General features: G+C 52.5%; 24 protein-coding genes. 3 read left to right on the forward strand and 21 right to left on the reverse strand.

The genetic code is table 11. The features are described 5' to 3' along the window. Nucleotides 1-221 precede the first annotated feature (221 nt). Nucleotides 222-1658, forward strand: coding sequence for an alanine/glycine:cation symporter family protein (locus tag JNE38_RS24310; protein ID WP_203357727.1), 1437 nt, complete (start codon nt 222-224; stop codon nt 1656-1658). A 141-nt stretch (nt 1659-1799) separates the two neighbouring features. Here JNE38_RS24310 and JNE38_RS24315 read toward each other — a convergent pair whose 3' ends face one another. The 4 genes from JNE38_RS24315 to JNE38_RS24330 all read right to left on the reverse strand — a co-directional run bounded on the left by JNE38_RS24315 (nt 1800) and on the right by JNE38_RS24330 (nt 4542). Further along, the gene (locus tag JNE38_RS24315) at nt 1800-2438 is read right to left on the reverse strand and encodes a VOC family protein (protein ID WP_203353671.1); all 639 of its coding nucleotides are present in this window, start codon (nt 2436-2438) and stop codon (nt 1800-1802) included. A 168-nt stretch (nt 2439-2606) separates the two neighbouring features. Continuing rightward, on the reverse strand, nt 2607-3299 hold the full coding sequence (locus JNE38_RS24320) for a DUF2306 domain-containing protein (RefSeq protein ID WP_203353672.1): 693 nt from the start codon (nt 3297-3299) through the stop codon (nt 2607-2609). A 20-nt stretch (nt 3300-3319) separates the two neighbouring features. Beyond that, nucleotides 3320-3910 (reverse strand): TetR/AcrR family transcriptional regulator, encoded by a 591-nt coding sequence (locus tag JNE38_RS24325; RefSeq protein ID WP_203353673.1) that lies wholly within the window; start codon nt 3908-3910, stop codon nt 3320-3322. An 89-nt stretch (nt 3911-3999) separates the two neighbouring features. Further along, the gene (locus tag JNE38_RS24330; protein ID WP_203353674.1) at nt 4000-4542 is read right to left on the reverse strand and encodes a GNAT family N-acetyltransferase; all 543 of its coding nucleotides are present in this window, start codon (nt 4540-4542) and stop codon (nt 4000-4002) included. A 133-nt stretch (nt 4543-4675) separates the two neighbouring features. Between JNE38_RS24330 and JNE38_RS24335 the strand changes: the two genes are divergently transcribed. Beyond that, entirely contained in the window at nt 4676-5083 is a 408-nt protein-coding gene (locus tag JNE38_RS24335; protein ID WP_203353675.1) for a GNAT family N-acetyltransferase, read from the forward strand. Here JNE38_RS24335 and JNE38_RS24340 read toward each other — a convergent pair whose 3' ends face one another. After that, on the reverse strand, nt 5084-5476 hold the full coding sequence (locus tag JNE38_RS24340) for a hypothetical protein (protein ID WP_203353676.1): 393 nt from the start codon (nt 5474-5476) through the stop codon (nt 5084-5086). A 157-nt stretch (nt 5477-5633) separates the two neighbouring features. On the opposite strand from JNE38_RS24340, the gene JNE38_RS24345 reads away from it, so the two are divergent. Continuing rightward, nucleotides 5634-6602 (forward strand): MraY family glycosyltransferase, encoded by a 969-nt coding sequence (locus JNE38_RS24345; RefSeq protein ID WP_203353677.1) that lies wholly within the window; start codon nt 5634-5636, stop codon nt 6600-6602. Nucleotides 6603-6656: 54 nt separating this feature from the next. Here JNE38_RS24345 and JNE38_RS24350 read toward each other — a convergent pair whose 3' ends face one another. From JNE38_RS24350 to JNE38_RS24420, 16 genes are all read right to left on the reverse strand, one after another. Beyond that, a complete protein-coding gene (locus tag JNE38_RS24350) occupies nt 6657-7382 on the reverse strand; it encodes a 3'-5' exonuclease (protein WP_203353678.1) in 726 nt (241 codons plus the stop codon). Nucleotides 7383-7520: 138 nt separating this feature from the next. Further along, complete coding sequence (locus JNE38_RS30820) at nt 7521-8033, reverse strand: prolyl oligopeptidase family serine peptidase (RefSeq protein ID WP_238933444.1); 513 nt, start codon at nt 8031-8033, stop codon at nt 7521-7523. A gap of 26 nt (nt 8034-8059) precedes the next feature. Then, nucleotides 8060-8371: an alpha/beta hydrolase family protein gene (locus JNE38_RS30825; RefSeq protein WP_238933445.1), complete on the reverse strand. Its 312-nt coding sequence runs from the start codon at nt 8369-8371 to the stop codon at nt 8060-8062. Nucleotides 8372-8393: 22 nt separating this feature from the next. Beyond that, the gene (locus JNE38_RS24360) at nt 8394-10541 is read right to left on the reverse strand and encodes a CocE/NonD family hydrolase (RefSeq protein ID WP_203353679.1); all 2148 of its coding nucleotides are present in this window, start codon (nt 10539-10541) and stop codon (nt 8394-8396) included. 25 nt (nt 10542-10566) lie between these two features. Beyond that, the gene (locus JNE38_RS24365; RefSeq protein WP_203353680.1) at nt 10567-11610 is read right to left on the reverse strand and encodes a dipeptidase; all 1044 of its coding nucleotides are present in this window, start codon (nt 11608-11610) and stop codon (nt 10567-10569) included. Nucleotides 11611-11628: 18 nt separating this feature from the next. Next, a complete protein-coding gene (locus tag JNE38_RS24370; protein WP_203353681.1) occupies nt 11629-12285 on the reverse strand; it encodes a helix-turn-helix transcriptional regulator in 657 nt (218 codons plus the stop codon). A gap of 32 nt (nt 12286-12317) precedes the next feature. Then, nucleotides 12318-12785 carry a RidA family protein gene (locus JNE38_RS24375; RefSeq protein ID WP_203353682.1) on the reverse strand — a complete coding sequence of 156 codons (468 nt, stop codon included), beginning with the start codon at nt 12783-12785 and terminating at the stop codon, nt 12318-12320. 138 nt (nt 12786-12923) lie between these two features. Next, the gene (locus JNE38_RS24380; protein WP_203353683.1) at nt 12924-14093 is read right to left on the reverse strand and encodes a sensor histidine kinase; all 1170 of its coding nucleotides are present in this window, start codon (nt 14091-14093) and stop codon (nt 12924-12926) included. A 100-nt stretch (nt 14094-14193) separates the two neighbouring features. Beyond that, nucleotides 14194-15621, reverse strand: a complete 1428-nt coding sequence (locus tag JNE38_RS24385) for a serine hydrolase (RefSeq protein ID WP_238933446.1) — start codon at nt 15619-15621, stop codon at nt 14194-14196. Then, a complete protein-coding gene (locus JNE38_RS24390; RefSeq protein WP_203353684.1) occupies nt 15618-16517 on the reverse strand; it encodes a serine hydrolase in 900 nt (299 codons plus the stop codon). Before JNE38_RS24390 ends, JNE38_RS24385 begins: the two co-directional genes overlap by 4 nt. A 24-nt stretch (nt 16518-16541) precedes the next feature. Continuing rightward, nucleotides 16542-18170: a peptide ABC transporter substrate-binding protein gene (locus tag JNE38_RS24395; protein ID WP_203353685.1), complete on the reverse strand. Its 1629-nt coding sequence runs from the start codon at nt 18168-18170 to the stop codon at nt 16542-16544. A gap of 227 nt (nt 18171-18397) precedes the next feature. Further along, complete coding sequence (locus JNE38_RS24400; protein ID WP_203353686.1) at nt 18398-18679, reverse strand: DUF2325 domain-containing protein; 282 nt, start codon at nt 18677-18679, stop codon at nt 18398-18400. 36 nt (nt 18680-18715) lie between these two features. Further along, nucleotides 18716-18910: a YezD family protein gene (locus JNE38_RS24405; RefSeq protein WP_203353687.1), complete on the reverse strand. Its 195-nt coding sequence runs from the start codon at nt 18908-18910 to the stop codon at nt 18716-18718. Between the two features lie 276 nt (nt 18911-19186). Then, on the reverse strand, nt 19187-19963 hold the full coding sequence (locus JNE38_RS24410) for an IclR family transcriptional regulator (RefSeq protein ID WP_203353688.1): 777 nt from the start codon (nt 19961-19963) through the stop codon (nt 19187-19189). A gap of 106 nt (nt 19964-20069) precedes the next feature. Beyond that, a complete protein-coding gene (gene nadX / locus JNE38_RS24415; protein ID WP_203353689.1) occupies nt 20070-20852 on the reverse strand; it encodes an aspartate dehydrogenase in 783 nt (260 codons plus the stop codon). Then, nucleotides 20849-21655: an alpha/beta fold hydrolase gene (locus JNE38_RS24420; protein WP_203353690.1), complete on the reverse strand. Its 807-nt coding sequence runs from the start codon at nt 21653-21655 to the stop codon at nt 20849-20851. The genes nadX and JNE38_RS24420 overlap by 4 nt, the downstream gene beginning before the upstream one ends. Nucleotides 21656-21691 lie beyond the last annotated feature (36 nt).

A 21691-nucleotide genomic window follows, 5' to 3' on the forward strand; every position in this document is an offset into this window, starting at 1 on the left:
CTATTCTTATCTAAAACTCATAGGAAGAACAAGCGTAGAAAAAATATTTATATAATTCCCAAGCATATTTTGTGACTTTCTGTTTGATTTTGTAGGTTGGGTGATAGTGTGTAGGTAAGTGTGCTACAGAATGAGTGGAAGCGCTTTCGATTCTGAAGCCTGCCAGCAGGGAATGGGATATCAGCAATTATTCATCAACATTATGGATACGAGGTGACATGATGCAGCAACTACTACAAGATTTGATCGGTTCTGTGAATGACTTTTTGTGGTCGAATGTCCTCATCATCATGCTTGTGATTGTCGGTTTGGTTTTCACGTACAAGGGCAGATTCTTGCAAATTCGCATGCTCAAGGATATGGTGGAGGCCATTAAAGAAGGAAAAACAGGTCCAAAGGATGGGATATCCCCCTTCCAGGCGTTCTGTATCAGCATGGCTGCCCGCGTAGGCACCGGGAATATTACGGGGATCGCAATCGCCGTTGCACTGGGGGGACCGGGCTCCGTTTTCTGGATGTGGGTCATGGCCATCATCGGGTCGGCTTCCAGCTTTGTGGAGAGTACGCTGGCTCAAATTTACAAGGTCAAGGATAAAGACGGCTTCCGCGGCGGCCCTGCCTACTACATGGAAAAAGGCTTGAAAAAACGGTGGATGGGTGCGCTGTTTGCCGTTTTGATCACCCTATCCTTCGGTCTCGTCTTTAATGCAGTTCAGTCCAATACGATTACGATCGCTTTCGAAAACTCGTTTGGAACAGAGCGATGGACCGTCGGCATCCTCATGGCGATCGTGTTTGCCATCATTATCTTCGGCGGCGTGAAGCGCATTGCCAAAATGTCCGAGTATATCGTCATGGTCTTGGCCGTTTTGTACATCGGCATGGCTCTGGTCATCATCCTGATGAACCTCGGGAAAATGCCGGAAGTCCTCTCCCTCATTGTGAAAAATGCATTTGGCTTTGATCAGTTCGCAGGCGGAACGCTCGGAGCGGCAATCTTGCACGGTGTCAAACGCGGGCTCTTCTCCAATGAAGCAGGGATGGGGAGCGCGCCGAATGCTGCCGCTACGGCTACCACCAGCCACCCTGTCAAGCAAGGTCTGATCCAAGCCTTTGGCGTACTGACCGACACGTTGGTCATTTGTACGAGCACGGCCTTCATCATTTTGCTGTCGGATGCGTACAAGCAGCCGGGTCTGAGCGGCATCGAGCTGTCCCAGGCAGCCCTCAGCACTCACATCGGCCCGTGGGCTTCCGCCTTCCTGGCCATCATGGTCTTTTTGTTCGCCTTCAGTACGCTGATCGGAAACTACTACTACGGCGAAACCAATATCGAATTTTTGAAGACGAACAAAGCATGGCTCCTGCTTTACCGAGTCAGTGTGATCGGCATGGTCTTGTTCGGAGCCGTGGCAAAGGTCCAGCTGGTGTGGGATTTGGCTGATTTGTTCATGGGCTTCATGGTTATCGTCAACCTGATTGCCATCTTCCTTTTGTCCAGAGTCGCCTTTGCTGCCCTGCAGGATTACGTGGCGCAGAAAAAGGCCGGCAAAGATCCGGTGTTTTATCAGGACAGCATCGCCGGACTCGAAAATGCGGAAGCGTGGGAGCTGTCCCCGGGGCCTGACCTCTCCTCGAGAAAGAGCGAGGTTTCGTAAGCACTCTACCGCCGAGGGAATCGTGCTCAACCAAAAAGAAGACGTGACTGGACGAATCGCATGCGTGCGATCCGACGTCACGTCTTTTGTTTCGTCCGCTTAAAAACGGTATTACAGCGGGAGGAGTCGGTGACAGTCCCACTAACGGATGATTTGATAGGGGAGTCCGGGTAGCTGCAGGACATCGCCCGCAGCCCCCTCTACCTCAATCAGTACAGGATGGATCGTTGCCCCGCGATCGGTCGGGTACCATGGCCGCTGTTCTCTCACCAGCACGAAAACGCCTTGTGGATCACCGTAAAAATGAAAGGAATCCGACTCTTGCGCGTACTCATTTGGAATAGATGCCAAAAGAGTCGCAGCCTCTGAAACATCCCCGACAGGAAGCCCCATCTCCTGGACCGACAGCCACTTCGCGTCAGACACCCCGGAAAAGGCGAGAACTTCCCCGATGTTTCCCTCCGGATCTTCAAAATACAGCTGTTTCCCCTTCCAGATGTAGGAGGTGTCTACCTCGATGCCGGCAGCGTTCACGAGGATGCACCCCTGTTCTTTTAGCCGTCGAAAGCACCCGTCAAAAGCATGCTCACTGATTCCAAAGGCAAAGTGGTAAAAAGGCTTATGCCCCGCTATTCCCTGAAACGTCAGCAGTGTTTCCCCCACTGCCACTGTGAATGAATCCGCCTTTTCCTCTCGCAGCGGACAAAGCAGGACTTTTGTATAGAAGCTTTTCATCTCCATCAGCATGCTCGTCTGCAGCACCAGCCTGCGAATGATCATTGTACCCTCCCCTTCCCCTTATCGTTTATTCCCCTGATCCTCCGTTTAGAATACAGCACTCTATAGGTGCTTCTCCCTCAGCGCCGAACGTCCCTGCCAAGATTGAGCGGCTGTCCGCGATTCCCATGCAAAAAGCCGCCTGGCTGCCCAGACGGCTAAATCGATTGCCTACATATGCTTGGTTCGCTTGAATTTCCTTTGGTAATAAACGGAGAATCCGACAATCACGGGAACCAGTACAATCGTAGGGACGAACCATACGACCGGATGCACCGAGCTTACCCCCAGCAGGCGCGGAGCTCCAAATACGGTGAAAGCGGTAATCGTAGCGATGCAGCAGCCCAGCATGCCTCCCAGATGCTCCATCCACCAATGCATGTTCCGCGCAGGAGGCCGGAGCCAGTACAGCAGCTGCGAAGCCCCCAGCATAATCCCGATCAAAGGGAACCACGTGATGAGCGAAAAGCCAATGACTGCCCCATAGATCGAGATGCAGATGCCGGAGACAAGCATCAACGCGGGGAAAAACAAATCCACCCACTGGCGATGCGCCGCCTTGCGATTCTTGAAGCGAAGCACCCGCACTCCGTACCAGGCAGTTGCCGAGCTGAGGATGGCGATAAAGATCAGGAACCAGGCGAAAGCGGCCGATTCGACAGTCCCCTCTGGGTCAAAGCCAATCCTCCAGATTCCCATGAACAGCGCGGAGATCGCCACGACAGCCATCGCCCCGACGTACAGCCAGCCTACCCGGATGTGCGCCTTGCCTCCCTTTTTCGTCACCACGGGTATCCAAAACACAGCGAGTGCGGTAAAACCAGCGATGATGTGCAGTACCTTGAAGAGTGAGAAAAAGAACATAGGACCTTCACCCTTTCTTTTTATCCTTTTGACAGCGTCTGGTACATGATCTCAAACACATCTTCTGCTCCCAGCGTCTTGATTTCAGGAGACACAACGGTTTGTACGCGAATTCCGTAAGTCAGGATGGTAAACAGAGCTGCTGTTTTCGCTGCATCGAGGCTGCCTGGGATCACGCCGCTTTTTTGCCCCAGCTCGATCCACTCCTGCGAATTATGAACACTGCGCTCATAAATGGCGCTCAGCATTTGCCCAATCGTCGGGTCATCTTTTTTGCTCAGCAAGTAAATGAAAATGAGATTGGTCACATCTTTCGGATCGTGGATGTGACGCAAGCCGTCGGATATGGCAGCGAGCGGAGAGTGCAAGTTTTTCTCCCCCTGATGCACCTTTTCGTAAAATTGAGTGCCAATACGTTCCAAGCGCTTTTGCAAAAGCAGTCCCAGCAGCTCATCCTTGCTTTTGACGTAGTGGTAGATCGCACCCTTGGACAGCCCCGAGCGCTTGATGATATCCTGCAAGGTCGTTTGGTGACAGCCTTTTTCCTCGATTAATTCTTCCGTTATGGATAACAGCAGCTGAAAGCTCGGATTTTGATGAATGGATTGCATAGCTCCTCCTGTTTCAGAACGACATCTCTCTATTCCCACTATACAAACCGGCAGTCGGTTTGTCAATTCCCAAAGAAAAAGACTGCTCATCAGCAGCCTTCATTTTGCCCCTCCTTTTCAGGCCCTATTCCTTTATAGTAAAAGATAGATGTGTCCAGCCCGCCATTTGCCGACTCGGCATAATTCGGAATCCGTCCCGCCTCGATGAAGCCCAGCGATTGATACAGCTGATTGGATGGATCGCCTTCCCGCGTATCGAGCACCAGCAGAGTTCGTTTTTCCTGCATGGCTGCCTTCTCGGCGAGGAGCATCAGAGACCGGCCGATCCCTTTTCGCTGCTGGGAGGGATGTACCATCAGCTTGGCGATTTCCGCTCGATGCATCCCGTTTTGCTTGGCGCAAAGATGCAATTGGACACTGCCGACAACGCGGCCGTCCTGGCGCGCTATCCATACTCTCACATGATCTCCCAGAACAGTCGACCAGTACACCCGCGCCACATGAGAATCGAGTGGAGGCAAAAAGCCGATCGAGGCCCCAGCCCCTACGACATCTACCAGTAATTGCGTCAGTCCGTTTGCGTCTTCTGTGTCCAGCTCCGTGATTTGCTCCAAAACCAGTTCGGTTGACATATCGACACTCCCCTTCGCGATTTGGGAAAATAAGTATGGTTCTTCTCCTACTATACGAGAGGAGCGTCGAAAAGAAAATATAAATGTCAGATTACTTGACATCAACAAACAAGCGAGCGGAGGCTGACTCGTCATGATCAAACAGATTTCAAAAGAAGATACCTGGGAGCTTCGCCATCTAGTCCTGTGGCCAGACAAAGACCCTTCCTTCGTGCAAATGAAGGAGGACGACGACGGCATTCATTTCGGTCTCTATGAGAGAGATGAGCTGATCAGCGTTCTTTCTCTTTTCGTCAACGGCACGGATGCCCAGTTCCGAAAATTCGCCACCTTGCCTAGCGAGCAAGGGAAAGGCTACGGCAGCCTCTTGCTGCACCACGTCCTGCTCGAGGCAGCAAGCCTGGGGGCCACCCGCATCTGGTGCAATGCCCGGGCGAACAAGGCAGGATTTTACGAGCGTTTCGGCTTGCGGAAAACGACCGAAGAGCCGTTTGAAAAAAACGGCGTTCTGTTCTTCGTGATGGAAATGCGACTGCTGTAATCAAGGACGATATCCATACATGGAGAAAATGAACAGCAAGCAGAAGAAAACAAAGCCAGCCGGGATCAAGCTGAGCGCCACCCCTACTTTTTTTGCTGTCCCGCTTGTTTGGATGAACCAACGAAAGTAGTTGTACAGGAGAATCAGCAAAAACGGCAGGAAGTAAAATCCGCTCATGAATGCCACCCATTCACTGTTTGTATCCCAGAATACCTCTGGTACAGGCAGCGTGTGAAATTGTCGATAGATCTCTTCTTTTCTCTGGATAAAGAAGTAAGAGACTGCGATGTAATAGACGGTAACGATCATCTTGAGCCACAGCGGAAAGCTCTTGGTCGTCCATGTAACCAAATAAATAATGCCGAGCAAAAACCAAACGGCCATGTATTCCATCTGTATCCCTCCTCTGAAGGGATTATATTTTTATTACGCCATGCGAATAAGTACCAAATTTTTCTGGTACCTCCCCTTCCCTTGCAAGAGTCGACAAATTTTGGAATACTCCCTATAATGAACATGTGGAAAAGCAACGCTCTATCACGTGTAGGAGATGGTTACGATTACATACGCTCTATCGTTTCTGCTGTCGTTTTGTATCGTGCTGGTGTTGATCCCGCCTTTGGGGAAGCTGGCTTTTCGGTTTGATTTTGTGGACAAGCCCCGCAAGGATGTGGAGCGCAAAATCCATCGGGAGCCCATTCCTCTGACTGCCAGCTATGCGATTTTCATCGGATTTGCTGTTTCTTTCCTGCTCTTTTCGAAAGAGTCTACCGTACAGACTATGGCTGTTTTGGCCGGCTCCGCCCTGCTTTTGGTGATTGGCACCATCGACGACTGGTACAAGACGCAAGGGAAGGATTTCTCGGCGCTGCCCAAAATGCTCGTGCAAATATCCGCGGCAGTGATCGTCTACCTGTCCGGCATCAGCTTCACCGGCTTTTACAACCCGTTGAGCGGTGAATACATATTGCTTCCTGTTTGGCTTCAATTCATTTTGACGATTCTCTGGATCTTCGGCGTGACCACCGTCATCAATTTCTCCGATGGGATGGACGGTCTTGCCGGCGGGCTTTCTGCCATCTCAGCCGGCACCTTGTTCGTCGTCGCGGTGGCAAAGGGTCAGAGCACCTCAGCCGTCATGGCGATCAGCTTGATCGGTGTCGCGCTTGCTTACCTGCGTTACAACAAACCTCCGGCCAAAATTTTTATGGGCGATGCCGGGGCCACGTTCCTCGGGTTCATTCTCGCGGTAATTGCCCTGGATGGGGCTTTCAAGCAAGCGACCGTGCTTTCGTTGTTCATCCCGATCTTGGCTCTCGGCGTACCTATTTTCGATAATCTGTTTGTCGTAACGAAACGCTTTCTGCAAGGCAAGCCAATCTATCAGGCAGACGCCAGCCAGGTCCACTACCGCTTGCTGCGGACAGGCCTGAATCCGAAGCAAGTCGTGGCATTCCTCTGTCTCATCAGTATGTGCTTCAGTCTGACCTCCATCATTTTGCTGTTGCTCGGAGTCTAATCAAAAAAACGCCGCTGGGAGCATTGTCCCGCGGCATTTTTTTGGGTGGTGGAATCAGTTTTGCGGTTGCGGTACGCTCGCTGACTCTGCTTGCTGCTCCAGCTGCTTTTTGTGCTGCAGGCACGCCTCGCACCGTCTGCTCTTGCGTCCAAAGGAAGTGTAGTACTTGCTTTTTTTGCAGGAACGGCAGGTGATATACAAGGAGCTGGAAAGGTTGTAATTTTCCATGGGGGTATTGTTTACCAGGTGCACCTGCTTGTTAAACTTGATCAAAAGATGAGCGGTATGTATCGCATCCACCAATGCCGAATGGAGTCGGCCTTCCTGTACGATCCCTGCGGCATCAATGGCATCCTTCAGACTCATTTGCTTGCGATCCGCCAGCATCATGCTGATCGGCGGCTGGATGTCGTTGTAGTTGCGCATCCAGTTAAAATCAAGGCCAAACCGGGCACAATGCTCGATCATCAGACGTTTGTCATCCATGCCCCACGTGCACAGGTAATAGTCCTCATCGTCTCCGATCCACTCGAGGAACGACGCGAATGCGGTGCGGAACGGAATGAATGTCGGCATGTTTTCCTTATCCAAACCGATGAACTTGCGGGTGCGTTCGGTGATTCTTCTTTCGATGGCAGGAAAGGTATAACGCTGAAAGGTATCCACCTCTACTCCATTCTTGCCGGGAACGACCTTGGCGGCTCCAATCTCAATGATCTCCGGTATTTTATCTCGCTGATGCGTCAGAGTCGTTTCCAGGTCAAACACAATGATTTGCATGATCGTTTCACATCCTGAGCGTATTCCTTCTGGTCTCTATTATGACAGGGATAGGCTCCGAAAACAAAACGAATCTACGCAAGAAGCCGGGAACCCGTCCCGACGTAGTGAAGGGGCGTCCTTGATGCTGCCGCTAAGCTAGCAAACCTCCAGCTGCCGATGAATCCATTGCGTTCGCTCCTGATAGGCGGCATTGCAATTTGTGAAGAGATGGTCCGTTTCGTACCAGGCGATTTCCTTTGGTGAGCTTGCAGCATCAAAGTACCTTTCCGCTTGTGCAGTCGATACAAATGGATCATCTTGTACGAACTGGAAAAAAAGAGAGGCAGGAGCAGCATGTTTGATGTAATGAACCGCATCCAAAGATTCTAGCCTCGATAGAAAAGCATCAAACCGTTCACTGGATAATTGCTGGCGAATGAAGGCTGCGAACGGGTGCTCACTCGTTTCATGCCATTCTGACACTCTAGAGAAGCCTGCCATGAGGACATAACCCTTGATACGTTCTTCAACACCGGCCAGCACCCCGCCCCAAGTCGCCCCCAAACTATGTCCAACATACAGAAGACGATTCATGTCGACGTTTTCAAAAGTAGAAAGGAGATCAACCCCTCTTCGAAGATCTACAACGGTTTGAATGTATTTTCGCACATCAACGATCTCCTCTACCAAACGTGCTACTTTTTGTTCTTCGGATCCATCGTTTGAGGGGGATTTCTCATAGAAGGCGCATCAATCAAAAGAGATAACACCCCCCTCGAAGCGAGAGCCTCCGCTTCTGATAAAAACGTCGTCCGATTTCCTTGACCGGGGTGCATAAAAATAACCGCTGGAGAAGGTTGAGATTCTCTATTGGGAACGACCAAAAAAGCAGGTACTTTTCCGTCAAGAGGGCTTGCATAAGAAACATCTCGAATCGTAAAGGCATCCTTCTCGATAGATGAATACTCCTCAAAACCTAATGGCAATGAACGGTCATATTCAAACATGAGGCACCACTCCTTGTCGGCTTTACCCTCGCTTCAAAACAGGCAGCTTGATATGGCTTGGATATGATTCGTTGTGATAAATGCGCTGATGGGCGACAATCGTCTCGGTTTCGGTCGCGAGGTCATTTCCTGTGTTCGGGTTCGGGAACGAGAAATTCTCTGCACCCGACGTGACACTGACGCGGATGCGATGCCCTTTGCGAAACACATTGGCGATCTTGCTCATGCGAATCTCGTAGCGCTCGACCTGTCCGGGGACGAGCAGCTGCGGCTCCTCGAAAGAGTGACGGTAGCGAGCGCAGATGATCCCGTCCGAGAGGCGTATGGAATTGCCCTCTTCATCGACGTCGCACAATCGCACCAGCCAGTCAGTGTCGCGCGCCGAGCTGTCCGCATAAAGAACAGCCGAGATTTCTCCGGCGATGACGACCTCCTCTTCCAACGGCTCGGACGTATAGACGAGGACATCCTTTCGCATCTCTACCTCCCGATAGTTTTCCGGGACGCTGTTTTCGTTTTCCGACAGATCCAATAAATAGGGCGCTGCATCCAGTGGATCGAAATCGTACGTATCTTCCGGCTCGTCTCCCGGCACTGACAAGGCGAGCGTCCCATCCCCGCTGCTCGTATTTGCACGTCCGCCACTGCGAAGATACAGGCTCGTGCTCGTCGCTTCGGCTGGAGGCCAGGTCTGCGAGCTCTTCCACTGGTTTTCCCCTACCATGTAGTACTCGACGCGCGGCTCCTGCTCGACCCCGTTTTCAACACCTTTCAAGTAACGGTCAAACCAGCGCAGCTGCGTGACATCGAGATCGTAGCGGATGGCATTGTTGCCAAACGGAACATGGTGAATCTCCCTCGTCGTATTTGCCTTGTGGTACCACGGACCGAGGATCATCCGCGAGTGTTCCGGAAGATTGCGGGAGATGACTTCCCATGATTCGCTCGTCCCCATCCCATTGTCGTCATACCAACCGGAAACGAGCAGAGAAGGCACTTTCACAAGCTCCGCGTGACGCTTCCAGTCAGACATGGCCCAGAACTCGTCGCCGTCCGGATGCTCCATCCATTTCGTCCAGAAAGGAATTTCCTTGCCCAGCACTTTTTGGGGAATTTCTTTGATCGGGCGAACCTTGATGACTTCGCTCCAGTCATCCCGGAAAAGCGCTGCCACATTGCGTCGTTTTTCCGCCATCATGAAGATCCATGACAGACCACCCAGAATCGTACCGCCTTTGCGTGGAATATCCACATACGGAGTCCCTACTGTCACGTAGCTGAAGATGGCCTTGAGATGGGGATTGCCGCTGGAGGCCGCTGCCCACTGTACGTAGCCGACGTACGAGCCGCCCAGCATCCCCACATTTCCATCCGACCAGTCCTGGCTGGCGATCCAGGTGAGGCTGTCGTCGCCATCGTTTCGCTCATGGACGAGTGGCACCCATTCCCCCTCGGAGTCTTCACGCCCGCGTGTATCCTGCATGACCAGCGCATAGCCGCGAGCCACGAATGGAAGTCGGCGGAAAATGGCATCCATCCGGCCGTAAGGGGTGCGCATGAAAATGGTCGGCACCCGCTGCCCTGCCTCCAGGTCCGCTGGCAGCCAGACCTCCGTCGCCAAGCGGATTCCATCTCTCATCACGACATCGTGCCTTCCCGCACGATGAACACCGTAGCTTGCTTTGGACAAAAGCGGATCCTGCCACAGCTTGAGCGGTGTCACGTCCTCAAAGCCTGTTTTGGCCAGCACGACGCTGTCTCCGCGTCCCGTCAACACAAACGCGATGACCTCGTTCTCGCAGATGATCAAGTCGATAGGCTGAGCAGCATCGCGGATCGCCCAGATCCACGCTCGCTTCTCACCACCCCCGACCATCCCGTCGATGGGCTCGTGACGCTGGTAGTGACCGCCGCTCGGTGGGAATACCACGTCCTGGCTCTCCCAGTCCAGCTGGTTCCATTCCAGAAGCTTTTTGCTCAAATCGAGAACAGGCAGCTCATAGCCTGATCCCTCTTCAGTCAGCAGTGTGAATGGAACGTCGGCAGCCATCCCGCGCTCCCACCCGATGAATTGATCCCAGACTTCGCCATCTATGAAGCGGATTTGTGCGACGAGAATGCCTGATTGATAGTAGCCAAAGGTCGTCCCTTCGTTTTGCGTGTGCGCCATATGCCATTCCTCCTGATTCTCGCTCCTACTTCCACACTTCCTGATAGACTCTGAGGAAGTTACCCCCCAGGATTCCCTCGATTTCTGCGTCCTTGTAGCCGCGCTTCATCAGTTCTCGTGTGATTTCTGGCAGCGACACATGTCCTTTTACCACGTCAAAGGGCATCTCTTTTGCCTTCGCGATCTTGTCCAACGGCAAATATTTGGTCAAGTCATCGCACAGATCGAGCCCGAGTCCGATGTGCCCTGCGCCGACCAGCTTTTTCATGTAGTCGACGTGATCGATGAGCCGCTCCAGCGTCGCATCGGCGCTGCTATTCGCTGTGAACATGCTAAACGCATTCAAGCCAATGAGGCCGTCCTTGAGGGCGATGGCCTTGATCTGATCATCCGTCAGGTTGCGCATCGTCGGTACCAGGCTGCGGCAGTTGGAATGAGAGGCGATCACCGGTTTTTCCGTGACTTCCATCACGTCCCAGAAGCCTTCATCGTTCAAATGGCTGACATCGATCACGATCCCCAGCTTTTCCGCTTCCTCGATCAGGCGCACGCCGAAATCGGTGATGCCCCCTTTTTTCCCTTCCCGCACAGGGGCAAAAAAGCTGCCGTCACCAACAAAGTTGCGCCTGCTCCAGACGAGGCCCATCATACGAACCCCGAGCTCGTAAAATACGCGCAAAAGACTCAAATCGTTGTGGAGGGGCTCAGCGCCTTCCAAAGACAGGATGAAAGAAACTTTCTGCTCCTGTCTTGCCCGGTGCAGATCCTCCAGGCTCTTGGCGATGACGATCTTCTCCGGCGACTCCGCAGCCTCCGCGTATAACGCACTGATCTGATCGAGCGCCTTGCGCAGGCTCATCTCCGGTACGAAGGCATCCTCTACAAACACTGCCGCGACGATGGAATGCACCCCGCCTTCCTGAAACCGCGGCAAGTATTCTGTCTCGATCATTTTCGTCCGTCCATAACCCCGCTGAATTTCCACATCCATCAACAGATCAAAATGTCCATCCAATACATGCGCACTGTCATGAAACTGGCGAGCCTGTTCTCTGGTTACCTCTGCCATGCGGTTCATCTCCCGTTCCTATGATTGTGGGGACTTCTTTTCGAGATAGTTATAGATCGTGAATTTGGATACATCCAGCAAATCAGCGACATGCTGTACGGCGCCTTTGATTAAAAAGAGACCCATTTCATCCAGCAGGTGGATAAATTGAATCTTTTCCTCCTTTTGCAAGAGAGCGATCGGTTTGCCTGTCCGCTTCAGGCAGTCTTCGATGATCTGCTCCATGAGAATGCCCACGGTCGGAGCAAAGTTCTCTTCGGTTTTCTGCGCCCCGCGCTTGTCCTCTACGGCCATCATCGAGCCGAGCATCGCTTGAGCCTTAGCGAGATGCGTGATATCCAGATTGATGCACAGGCTCCCGATGATGGCTCCTTGCTCATCCTTGATGAAAATCGAGCTCGATTTGATCTGCTTTCCTTTGATGGTGTCATTTCGGTAGTTGAGGTCAAAATCCTCATCGCTGTCCTTGGCGCTTCGCAGCGACTGCAATGCCAGATTCGTGATAGGCGAACCGACCTGTCTCCCGCTGATGTGTCCGTTGTGAATGGCGATGATCGTCGAAGAGAAATCGCCTGTCAGATCATGCAGAACGACTTCGCAATGCTCCCCGAACGTCCGCGCCAATCCTTCTACGACCGGAATGTAGCTCGCGATAATCGGATGTGTTTTTCTCATAGCTGCCTCGCTTTTCCTAGATTCCAAGTCCATTATGCTGGACTTACCTCCACAATCATTTCAATTTCAATCGGGTTGTTGAAGGGTAATACGGATGTCCCCGCTGCCGCCCGTGCATGCTTTCCCGCTTCTCCAAAAATCTCGATGAGAAAATCGGAAGCTCCGTTGATCACACGGGGCTGTTCATAGAAATCATGCGCACTGCTGACCAAAGCGAACAGCTTGACGATTCTCGTGATTCGATCCAGATCGCCAATCTCGCTTTTCAGAATGGCCAGCAGATTGAGTACAGTCACTTTTGCCGCCTCGTAACCTTGCTCGATGGTCACATCCGTACCCAATCTGCCCAGATACATCGGGCTTCCATTTACGTAACAGCCTGCCCCTGACGTGTAGATGACGCTGCCGGTCTGCACACAAGATACGTAATTGGCCATCGTTGGCGGGACGGGCGGCAATTCATAGCCTAACTCCTTCAAGCGGCGTTCCACTTTCGACATCTCTGTTCACCTCGTCGCCTTTCTCGTTTTCACTTTAACCATACTATTCCGAAGATTTTGCTTCAACAATTTTTTGTACTCTATAAAATTTTTTGTAAAAATAAAAAAGCCGTACAAGAATACGTGTATCCGCACTCTTTACAGCTTGGTCTGAAAGTGAATGTCGATCCGCGTCCCAACACCCACCACCGACTGCACGGCAATCTTGCCGCCCATTTCTTCCATCAGTTGTTTACAGACGGACAGCCCCATCCCCGTTCCCTTTTCTTTTGTCGTGTAAAACGGCTCAAACAAGTGCTTGATGCGTGCCTCCGGTATGCCGCAGCCGTTATCCTCGACGCGGACCTGAACCCCATTTTCCTCTGGTGCCAATCGCACGCTCACTTGGACCTCGCCATTTGACTCCACAGCATCTACCGCGTTTTTGATCAGATTCAAGCCGATCTGCTCCACGTACGATGGGATGGCCCAGATGCGGTACTCCTCTCTGTCGTACTGAAAGCTGAGCTGCACATCCTTTTCAACCACGTAGTGACTCGCCAGCTTGTGCACGCGCTCGAGCAGCGTTCGCAGCTCCACTTGCTTGTTTGTCATCTCGACACTCTCATTCTTGCGGGCCAGGATCAAAAAGCTGGTCACGAGCTGCTCCAGCGTCTGGACCTCATGCTGACAAATCTGGATGTACTGGCGAAATTGTTCGACGTTCAAACGGGAGCTCTCCTGGCTCTCGCTGAGATTCGTGTCCATGAGCTGCAGAAATCCGCCTATGGCCGTGAGAGGATTGCGAATCTCATGCGCCATCCCCGCCGCCATTTGTCCGATGACCCCAATTTTTTGCTGATGCAACAGGCTGATCTGCTGGTCTTTGTACGTCAGATAGCCGCGCATCGTATGGTGGTAGCGCAAACTGAGAATCTCGTGCAGTCTTATGAGCAGTTCTTCTTTTTTCTCGGAATGGGGACACGTATCCCTGACTGCCTGGAAGACTTGCAGACGCAAATGATAGAGCACCTCCAGCAATACTTCCTTGGGGATCTCTGCCTGAGCCCACCTCTCCCCCCATTTGAACGCCTCAATCGCCAACGCTTCCTTGTAGACAGCGAACTCACCCGGACTCGTGAACATCTGTTGAAATGTCTCCAGTAAGAGACCATGTATACCGATTCGCTGCTGCTTCTGATACTGCCGGTAATAGCGCGAAATAGGCTCTCCCATCGCTGCCATCGCTTCCATGTGCAAGTCTACGGTTGCTTCCAGCCCGGCCAGCAGATTTTCCAGGCAATTCGTTGTCGCCGCCTCTCGCGTCATCTCTTACCTCCCCACCAGCTTTTCGCCCATTTGTAAAATAAAAGAACAATTCGCTAGAAAACGAATTGTCCCTTCTTCCTTTTTTGGATCTGTCTGGAAATTATTCGACGGCTGCCTGTGCTTTGACCTTTTGCAGCTGTCTCAATGCGTAGCTCATCCTCTCGACCTCTCCTGAAGCAGATCGGAAAAAGTCGATCCACACGATCGAGTTTCCTCGCTTGAAAACGAAGCTGTCTTTTTCCACAGGAGTGAGCGGATAGGAGAGTCCATCTACCTCCACAAACAGCTGCCCCTCCTTCTGGGAGATGGTCGCATTCAGCCATTCCTGCGACTCAAAACGTCCGATGTAGTCGGCTTGCTGATCTTCTGTCAGTGAAATGCTCTCGATCGGGTATAGGGGGGCAGTGGCTTCGCGGGAAGCGATCGAATGGAGCAATCCGATCATAAGCTCTCTCACTGGCACGCCATCGAGATTGGCCAGAACAACGCCTGTCAGACCGGTATCCGGCAGGGCAAAGATGTGTGAGCTGATCCCCTTTAGCGATCCTCCGTGCTCGATGAGGAGTCCATCGGGAAAAGCCGGGGAGATCATGAGTCCATAACCGTAGGAGCGATAGCCGTCACATCTCGCGTAGGTTCCCTTCATAAGCTGAATGCTCTCGGGTGACAAAATCTGTGCCCCCTGCGTTGGGACATTGGTGCAGAAGACCCCCAGATAGGTCAATAGGTCACGGACGGTCGATTTGAGAAAGCCCGCTGCTCGCATAGCCGGAGCGTCATGCCACATAGGGGCCGCAATCACCTGGTCGACGCCCTCCATCTTTTTGTTCGTGTACAAGATGGTCACATCATCTTGCTCGTCCAGATCCTGCACGTCAAACACAGTGCGATTCATTCCCAGCGGCTGCAAGATATGCTCGGTGACGTAGCTTTCATAGGATTGGCCGCTCACCCGCTCGATGATGGCACCGAGCAAGCCGTACGCATCGTTGTTGTAGCTGAACACCTCTCCCGGGTCCCCCAGCGCCCCCCCGTCAAATCCGGAGATGGCTGCCAGCACGTCTTCGTACGTATCGAGATAAGGAAGCTTCTGCAATTCCAGCTCTGACTCCGTTCCCTGGATGGCTGGATCTCGCTCCAAGCTGCGCTTCATGGCACCGTCCAGAAATGGCAAGGGCGGCATCCCCGGCGTATGCGTCATGAAATGATGAATCGTCATCTTTTGTCTCCAGGCCTCTTCCCCGATCGTAAGCTCCGGCAGGTAAGCCACGACAGGATCATGGACAGACAGCCTGCCTGCCTCTTGCAGCTGCATAATTGCGACGCACGTAAACGATTTGGTCACAGATGCGATGCCAAAAACCGTATCCATGGAAAGCGGAAGCTCCTGCTCGCGATCCCGATGCCCAAAGGTTCCTTGATACAGCCATTCTCCCTCACGCATCACGCCGATTGCGGCCCCAGGAGCTTTTGCGTTCGCAAGCAAGGTCGTTGCAAATGCCTCAAATGCCGGTATCCACTGGCTCACTTGTCTTCGCTCCCCATCGCCACGTCATACACAGCTCTCGCCACGCGTGCAATCGTCAGCTCCGCCGCCTGCTTGTCCTTGATGCCGCGAGACAGCACCGCGATCGCGATGGCCCCTTTGTCTTCTGGCAAATAGATGATGCCCGCGTCGTTGACCACTTCGTTTACCGTCCCCGTCTTGTGCGCCACTTTGGTTCCTGGAGGGAGCAAATACGGCAGACGGGTGTTGTAATGCTGACGACGCAAAATGTCGATCATCAGCTCGCAGGAGGCGGGAGTGAGGATCTCCTTGTTTGCGATCATGACCAGCAAACGATTCAGGTCAGACGGAGTCGCTACGTTGTTCTCCAGCGAACCCTGGGAGACATCCAGCAAGATTTCGTAATCCTCTGTCTCTTCCCGGCGCTCGTATTCAGCGAAGCCGGCAGGAGATGGCGCAGGCTCTTCCATGCCGACGCAATGATTGAGCAGCTGCCAACAGGTATGCCGCAGATGGATCTGGGCAAGACCGAGCTCGTGCATATGGGCGTTTACATTTTCCAGCCCAACCAGGTTCAAAATGAGATCCGTCGCGTAGTTGTCGCTGACGATTGTCATCAGCGTGGCCAAGTCCTTTACCGTCAATGCTGCGCCCGCATCCAGCTCCTGCAAAATACCCGATCCGGGAACACGCTCGTCCCATACGAGCGGCACGCGCTGATCGAGCCTGAGCTTGCCTTCCTCCACATCGCGCATCAGCGTAACCAAAATCGGGATCTTGAATGCACTCGCGAGCTGGAACGGTTGGTCATCGAGGTTGCCCGCTGCTTCTCCCGTCTCCAAATGAGTGACCGCCACCCCGAACACTCCCGGTGCATCGATCAATACCTCATCAATCACTTGCTGCCATGTACGCATGATCATCCCTCCAACATCTTTTCCCTATTGCTCCATATAGCCCCATTTGAAATCGATATAACCCAATGGGTCTACGGTGATGCCTTTCAGCTTGTCGCTTTGCACCCAGGAGTTGACGCTGCTGTAAATACCCGTGACAGGCATTTCATTCATCAGAATCGTCTCCGCTTCCATCAAGTGCTGATTGCGCTTGCTCTCATCCGGTTCTGCGTACGCTTTTTGGACCAGATCTACGTACTTCTCGCTATGCCAGAGAGTGGAGTTGTTGGAGCTGTTCTTTTCCATCAGCAGCTCCAGGAAGTTGACAGAGTCGTTGTAGTCACCCGTCCAGCCGGATCGGGAAATCATGTAGTTTCCATGCTCCTGATCGTCAAACATGACTTTGAGTTCCTTGTTCGTCAGCTTCACATCTACGCCAAGCACTGTCTTCCACTGCGCTTGCAGGGCTTCCGCAATCTTTTTGTTCAGGTCCGAAGTGTTGTACAGGTACGTAATTTCAGGCAGCTGGGAAATTCCCAGTTCCTTCATGCCTTCTGCCAATAACTGTTTCGCCGTCTCCGTGTCATTATCCTTGAAGTAGCCATCCGCTTTTAGCGAGGCTGACAGCGGGACGAAGCCCATCAGCGGAGTCTGACCTGCTTGTCCGATGTTGTCCGCGATGTCCTTGCGATTAATCGCGTAGGAAAACGCCTTGCGGATCTTTTCGTTCGTGAATGGCGGTTTCTCCGTCTGGAACAACAGGTAGTAATTCGTCGCGCGAGCCATCGTTTCCAGCTTGCCTTCGTCACGCAGCGGCCCAATGGCGTCAGCCGGCAGCGCACTGATCGGACCGCCCGCCCAATCCAGATCGCCATTGTTGAACATCTCGAGCTCCGTGTTGGTATCCTCGATCATGGAGAAGTCGATCTTATCGAGCTTCACGACTTCTTTGTCCCAGTATTGGTCATTTTTCACGAGCTCGATTTTGTTTTTATGCTCCCAGTTTGCGAGCTTGAAAGGGCCGTTGGTGACAATGCTCTGTACCTTTTTCGCCCAGTCTTTGTTTCCTTCGACGACCTTTTGATTGACCGGATAGTAGAAGGTCGCCAACGTAAGGAAGTACGGAGTCGGATTCTCCAACGTGACCTCCAGCGTCTTGTCATCCATGACCTTGATCCCTACATCCTGCGCTTTGGCCTTCCCCTGGTAATACGCACGGGCATTTTTGATCGGGTAGTATTTATAGGCGGAGCCGCTTGCCGTCTTCGGATCGAGCACGCGCATCCAGGCAAAAGCAAAATCGTTTGCCGTCACAGGATCGCCATTGCTCCATTTCGTATCGCGCAGGGTAAACGTATAGACCTTTTTGTCATCGGAGATTTTGATATCGGACGCAACGGATTGTACCGGCTTGCCATCCTTGTCCAGGCGCACCAAGGAATCGTAGAGCGAACGGATAAAGGCACCCGAGATCACGTCATTGGACATGCCGGAATCCAGCGTCTCAGGCTCCGCCGCATTGATGCGCAAAATTTGCGGAGCAGTCTGCTTTTGTTCCGCCTGTGGAGAACTCGATGGGGATGATGGGGACGGGCTTGCGCTGTTGTTGCTGCACCCTGCAAACAGTCCTGTCAGCAGAACGAGCACGCTCATGATGGCAACTGATCGTTTCATGATTTCCCTCCTAAATTGCTTTCAATAGCCGATGCGCAACATATTCAGCAAATTCCATGCCACCTGAAATTTACAGTTATTCCGAATCCCCCTTATTCATCCGTGAATACCATTTCCTCCATCCCGCATGACTTGTATTTTCTTCGCGTCCATTCGACAGAAAAGAGGGGTATTCGCGAGTGAATATGGTTATTCACCGGCGAATACCCCTCTTTTTCATGTTCCTGCTAGCTAATGACTGGCTCATACAGGTCGATTGCGTCACAGGAGCGTCTGCAAAAGACGATAGGCACTTGTTTTTGCTTGGCGAGCTTCTTGATATTTTTGCAGAGATTGTGATTGACAAAGTTGATAAATACAAGAATCAGCTCCGTGTCTGACGGGATCATTGCTTTGACATCCGATTTTTTTCTGCCCGATACGTGATAGACGTGACGAAAGCCTTTCTCCTGCAGCCTGTTTTCGATTGCCCCCACTCGATCTCCACCAATTACCAGAACGCCTGCCATTCTTGATCCTCCTCTCTTTTCATTGCCCTCTCTCTTTTACTTGCTCGCGCGCACAGAAACGTTTTTGCTCTCTGCTTTTTCAGGAGGCAGCCGATACTTCTCTGTCCGCTCAATCTGAACCACCTGAGAATCGTGAACCACGATGTGTATGGAGCCGTACTCCAAATCTTCCAGCGCCCTCGCGATCCGCTCCCTCACCTGATCATCCAGCGCTTCCCGCTTTTTTGCCATCTGGTTCCCTCCTCTTATTCAAGAGATTCTAATTTATATTATTCCTACCTCTTTACTTTGTTTTATGCTCTAAATAATACCTCCACTCGCCCATTTTGTCAATGAAATCCAGTTGGCTTGTGGAGGGGAATTGCACACAGCTATGAGGTTAGGGACAGTCTAGGCTTGCTGCAGCCTTCCTCCGCGCCTTCCATCGACCATGACCTGTAAACAGCAAAAAGCTGCTGTTCCCACACGGAGCAGCAGCTTTTTATTCGGAACGGACTTTCGTTTGCCTTACTTGGAATAACCGGAAAGCGCATGGGCGGCCTCACGCACTGCCGGGATGATTTGCGTTTCGATCGTGCTCTCGTTGATCATGCTCGTCGGGGAAGCGATATTGACGGCTGCCATAATGACTCCATCCCGGTCGAAAATCGGGAATGCCACGGAATAAATGCCAATCTCGAATTCCTCGTTGCTGACGGCATAGCCGTTGCGGCGGATCTCATCCAGCTGCGCATTCAAATCCTCGATCATCGTTTTCGTCTGTGTGGTAAACGATTGCAATTGGATCGTCTCCAGCATCGCCGCACGCTTTTCGGGGGACAAGAAAGCAAGGAGCACCTTCCCCATCGAGGTCGCATGGGCTGGCAAGCGAGAGCCGATCATGACATTCAGCGTAGAAAAGCTGGTAGAGGTAGCAGCCCGCGCTATGTAGACGACCTCGGTCCCATCCAATATCCCGATGTGAGCGGAAGCCCCTGTCTGATCCCGCAGTTTTTCCAAATACGGTCTTGCCAGTTCCGGAAGATGCATGGTGTTCAAAAAAGCAAACCCCAACTCCATGACCTTGGGTGTCAGCTGATAGCGCTTGGTCGTCTCATCCTGAAAAAGGTAGCCCAGATGCTGAAGCGTATAGAGAAATCTGAATGGAACGGTTCGGCTTACCCCCATTTTGGCGGCGATTTCAGCCAAACTCAGCGTGGAATGAGAAGCGTCGAACATTTTTAAAATTTCCAATCCCCGGATCAGGGAATTAGAAAGATACCGATCTTTCTCCGTTTTCGGCATGAGCGCTTGTTACTCCTTTCAATGAGGGACATGCAATTGGTACCTTCTCACCTATTGTAGTCGTCACACGTCAACGTAACAAGAGCGAACCGTGGAAAGCATCCAGTCAACCAATCGAAATGCGCTCGGTTTGCTTCTTCAGCGTAGAGAGCACACTCAATGCCGCCAGATAGCTTGTCTTTGGATTATCCGGCATCGGGTCGTTCTCCAGCTGGATGCTCATCTTGCCAAAAGAACCGACCGCTTCGATCGTATGAATGTTTTTCGTCACTTCCGGGTCGGCTACGATCTTTACTCGCGTGTTGTCACAGCCCAGTCCAGCGAGCGACAGCACGATGGCTACATTGATGTTTTTCGGGAAGCGGCTGATGGCTTCGGTCGCCGTTCCGTCAAAGACGACTTCCCTCGCCTCCACCTGGCGTCCGAGCAAGGATGTTGCCGGCTTGCGCGTCGTCAGCGACACCTCGTCCAGCTGCCCCAGCGCCATAGCCGAGTGAATCACGTCCAAGCCTCCGATCGCACCGGATGGCAGGTGGATGTGTGTGCCCAGCTGGCGGCAGATTTCATTCAGACGATCATAGAGCTTTTGGTCGACCAATGCGCCCACACTGATGATAACCAGGTCTTTGCGCTTGGAAATGACGAGCTCGGCATAGTCGCGTACCGCTTCCACAGTGGCCGCTTCTACGACGAGATCGATGCCGGAAGAAAGAAACGCCTCCACATCCGTGAATGCCCGTGTCCCATAATCCCGTTCCCACGCCGCTGCGACATCCGCTTTGCGAAGCAGGACGGAATCTACCGTGCAGCCTGGCAAGCGATGTTCCACATTGATGCTCTTGATCAGAAAGGTCGCGACAGTTCCCCCGCCGATGATACCGATCTTCATTTCGCTTCCTCCTTGCCATATGTCGTAAGGAAAGAAAGAACGAGGCGGTTAAACTCCTCCGGTTGTTCGAGATAGCACATATGACCTGCGCGCGGGATGAGCTGTAGGGAAGAGCCCGCGATTCCTTGTTCCACGATGCGGGATTCGGCTACAGGAGTGACCTTGTCATCTTCTCCGCAGATGAGCATCGTCGGCATTTGAATAGAAGCGAGCTTTTCAGTTTGATCGGCGTGATAGAGCGAATATGCCACAGAGCGATAGCCGGGTGGCCGTACCATCGACATGATGCGTTTCGCCTCGGCGATCAGTTCGGGTGCTGCGTACGGAGAGAACATGTCCGGTGTGCGCAGCTCAGCCAGCTCTTGCGGCGGCAGATTCTCTACGTTGTGCAGGCGGTTCTTGAGCTTGCGTTCATTCGTTTCCGGGTTTGTCCGTCCTCCGCGAGTGCTTGCTGCCAAGATCAGCGCTTCCACGTAATCCGGGTACTTCGAACAGAACTCCATGGCCGTCGTGCTCCCCATCGAATGCCCGAGCAGGAAAACTTTCTCGAACCCGAGTGAGTCAATGAAGCCTTTGAGGATATCAGCCAGCTCTCCAAACGTGCGAAACTCCGGATCAGGATCCGAGCTGTCCCCATAGCCGGGCGCATCCCACGCGATGACCTGAAAGTGCTCTTTGAGGCCAGCGAGCTGGCGGGACCATGACTGCGAATTGTTGCCTAACCCGTGTAACAAAATGAGCGGAGCACCCTCTCCTGCCGTCCGGTAATGAACCTGGAGGTTTCCTACTTGTGCGTATGGCATGATCATTCACCTCGAATCTGTTGTTTCCGTGCCAGA

The sequence above is a fragment of the Brevibacillus choshinensis genome (genome assembly GCF_016811915.1).
GTDB lineage: Bacteria > Bacillota > Bacilli > Brevibacillales > Brevibacillaceae > Brevibacillus > Brevibacillus choshinensis_A.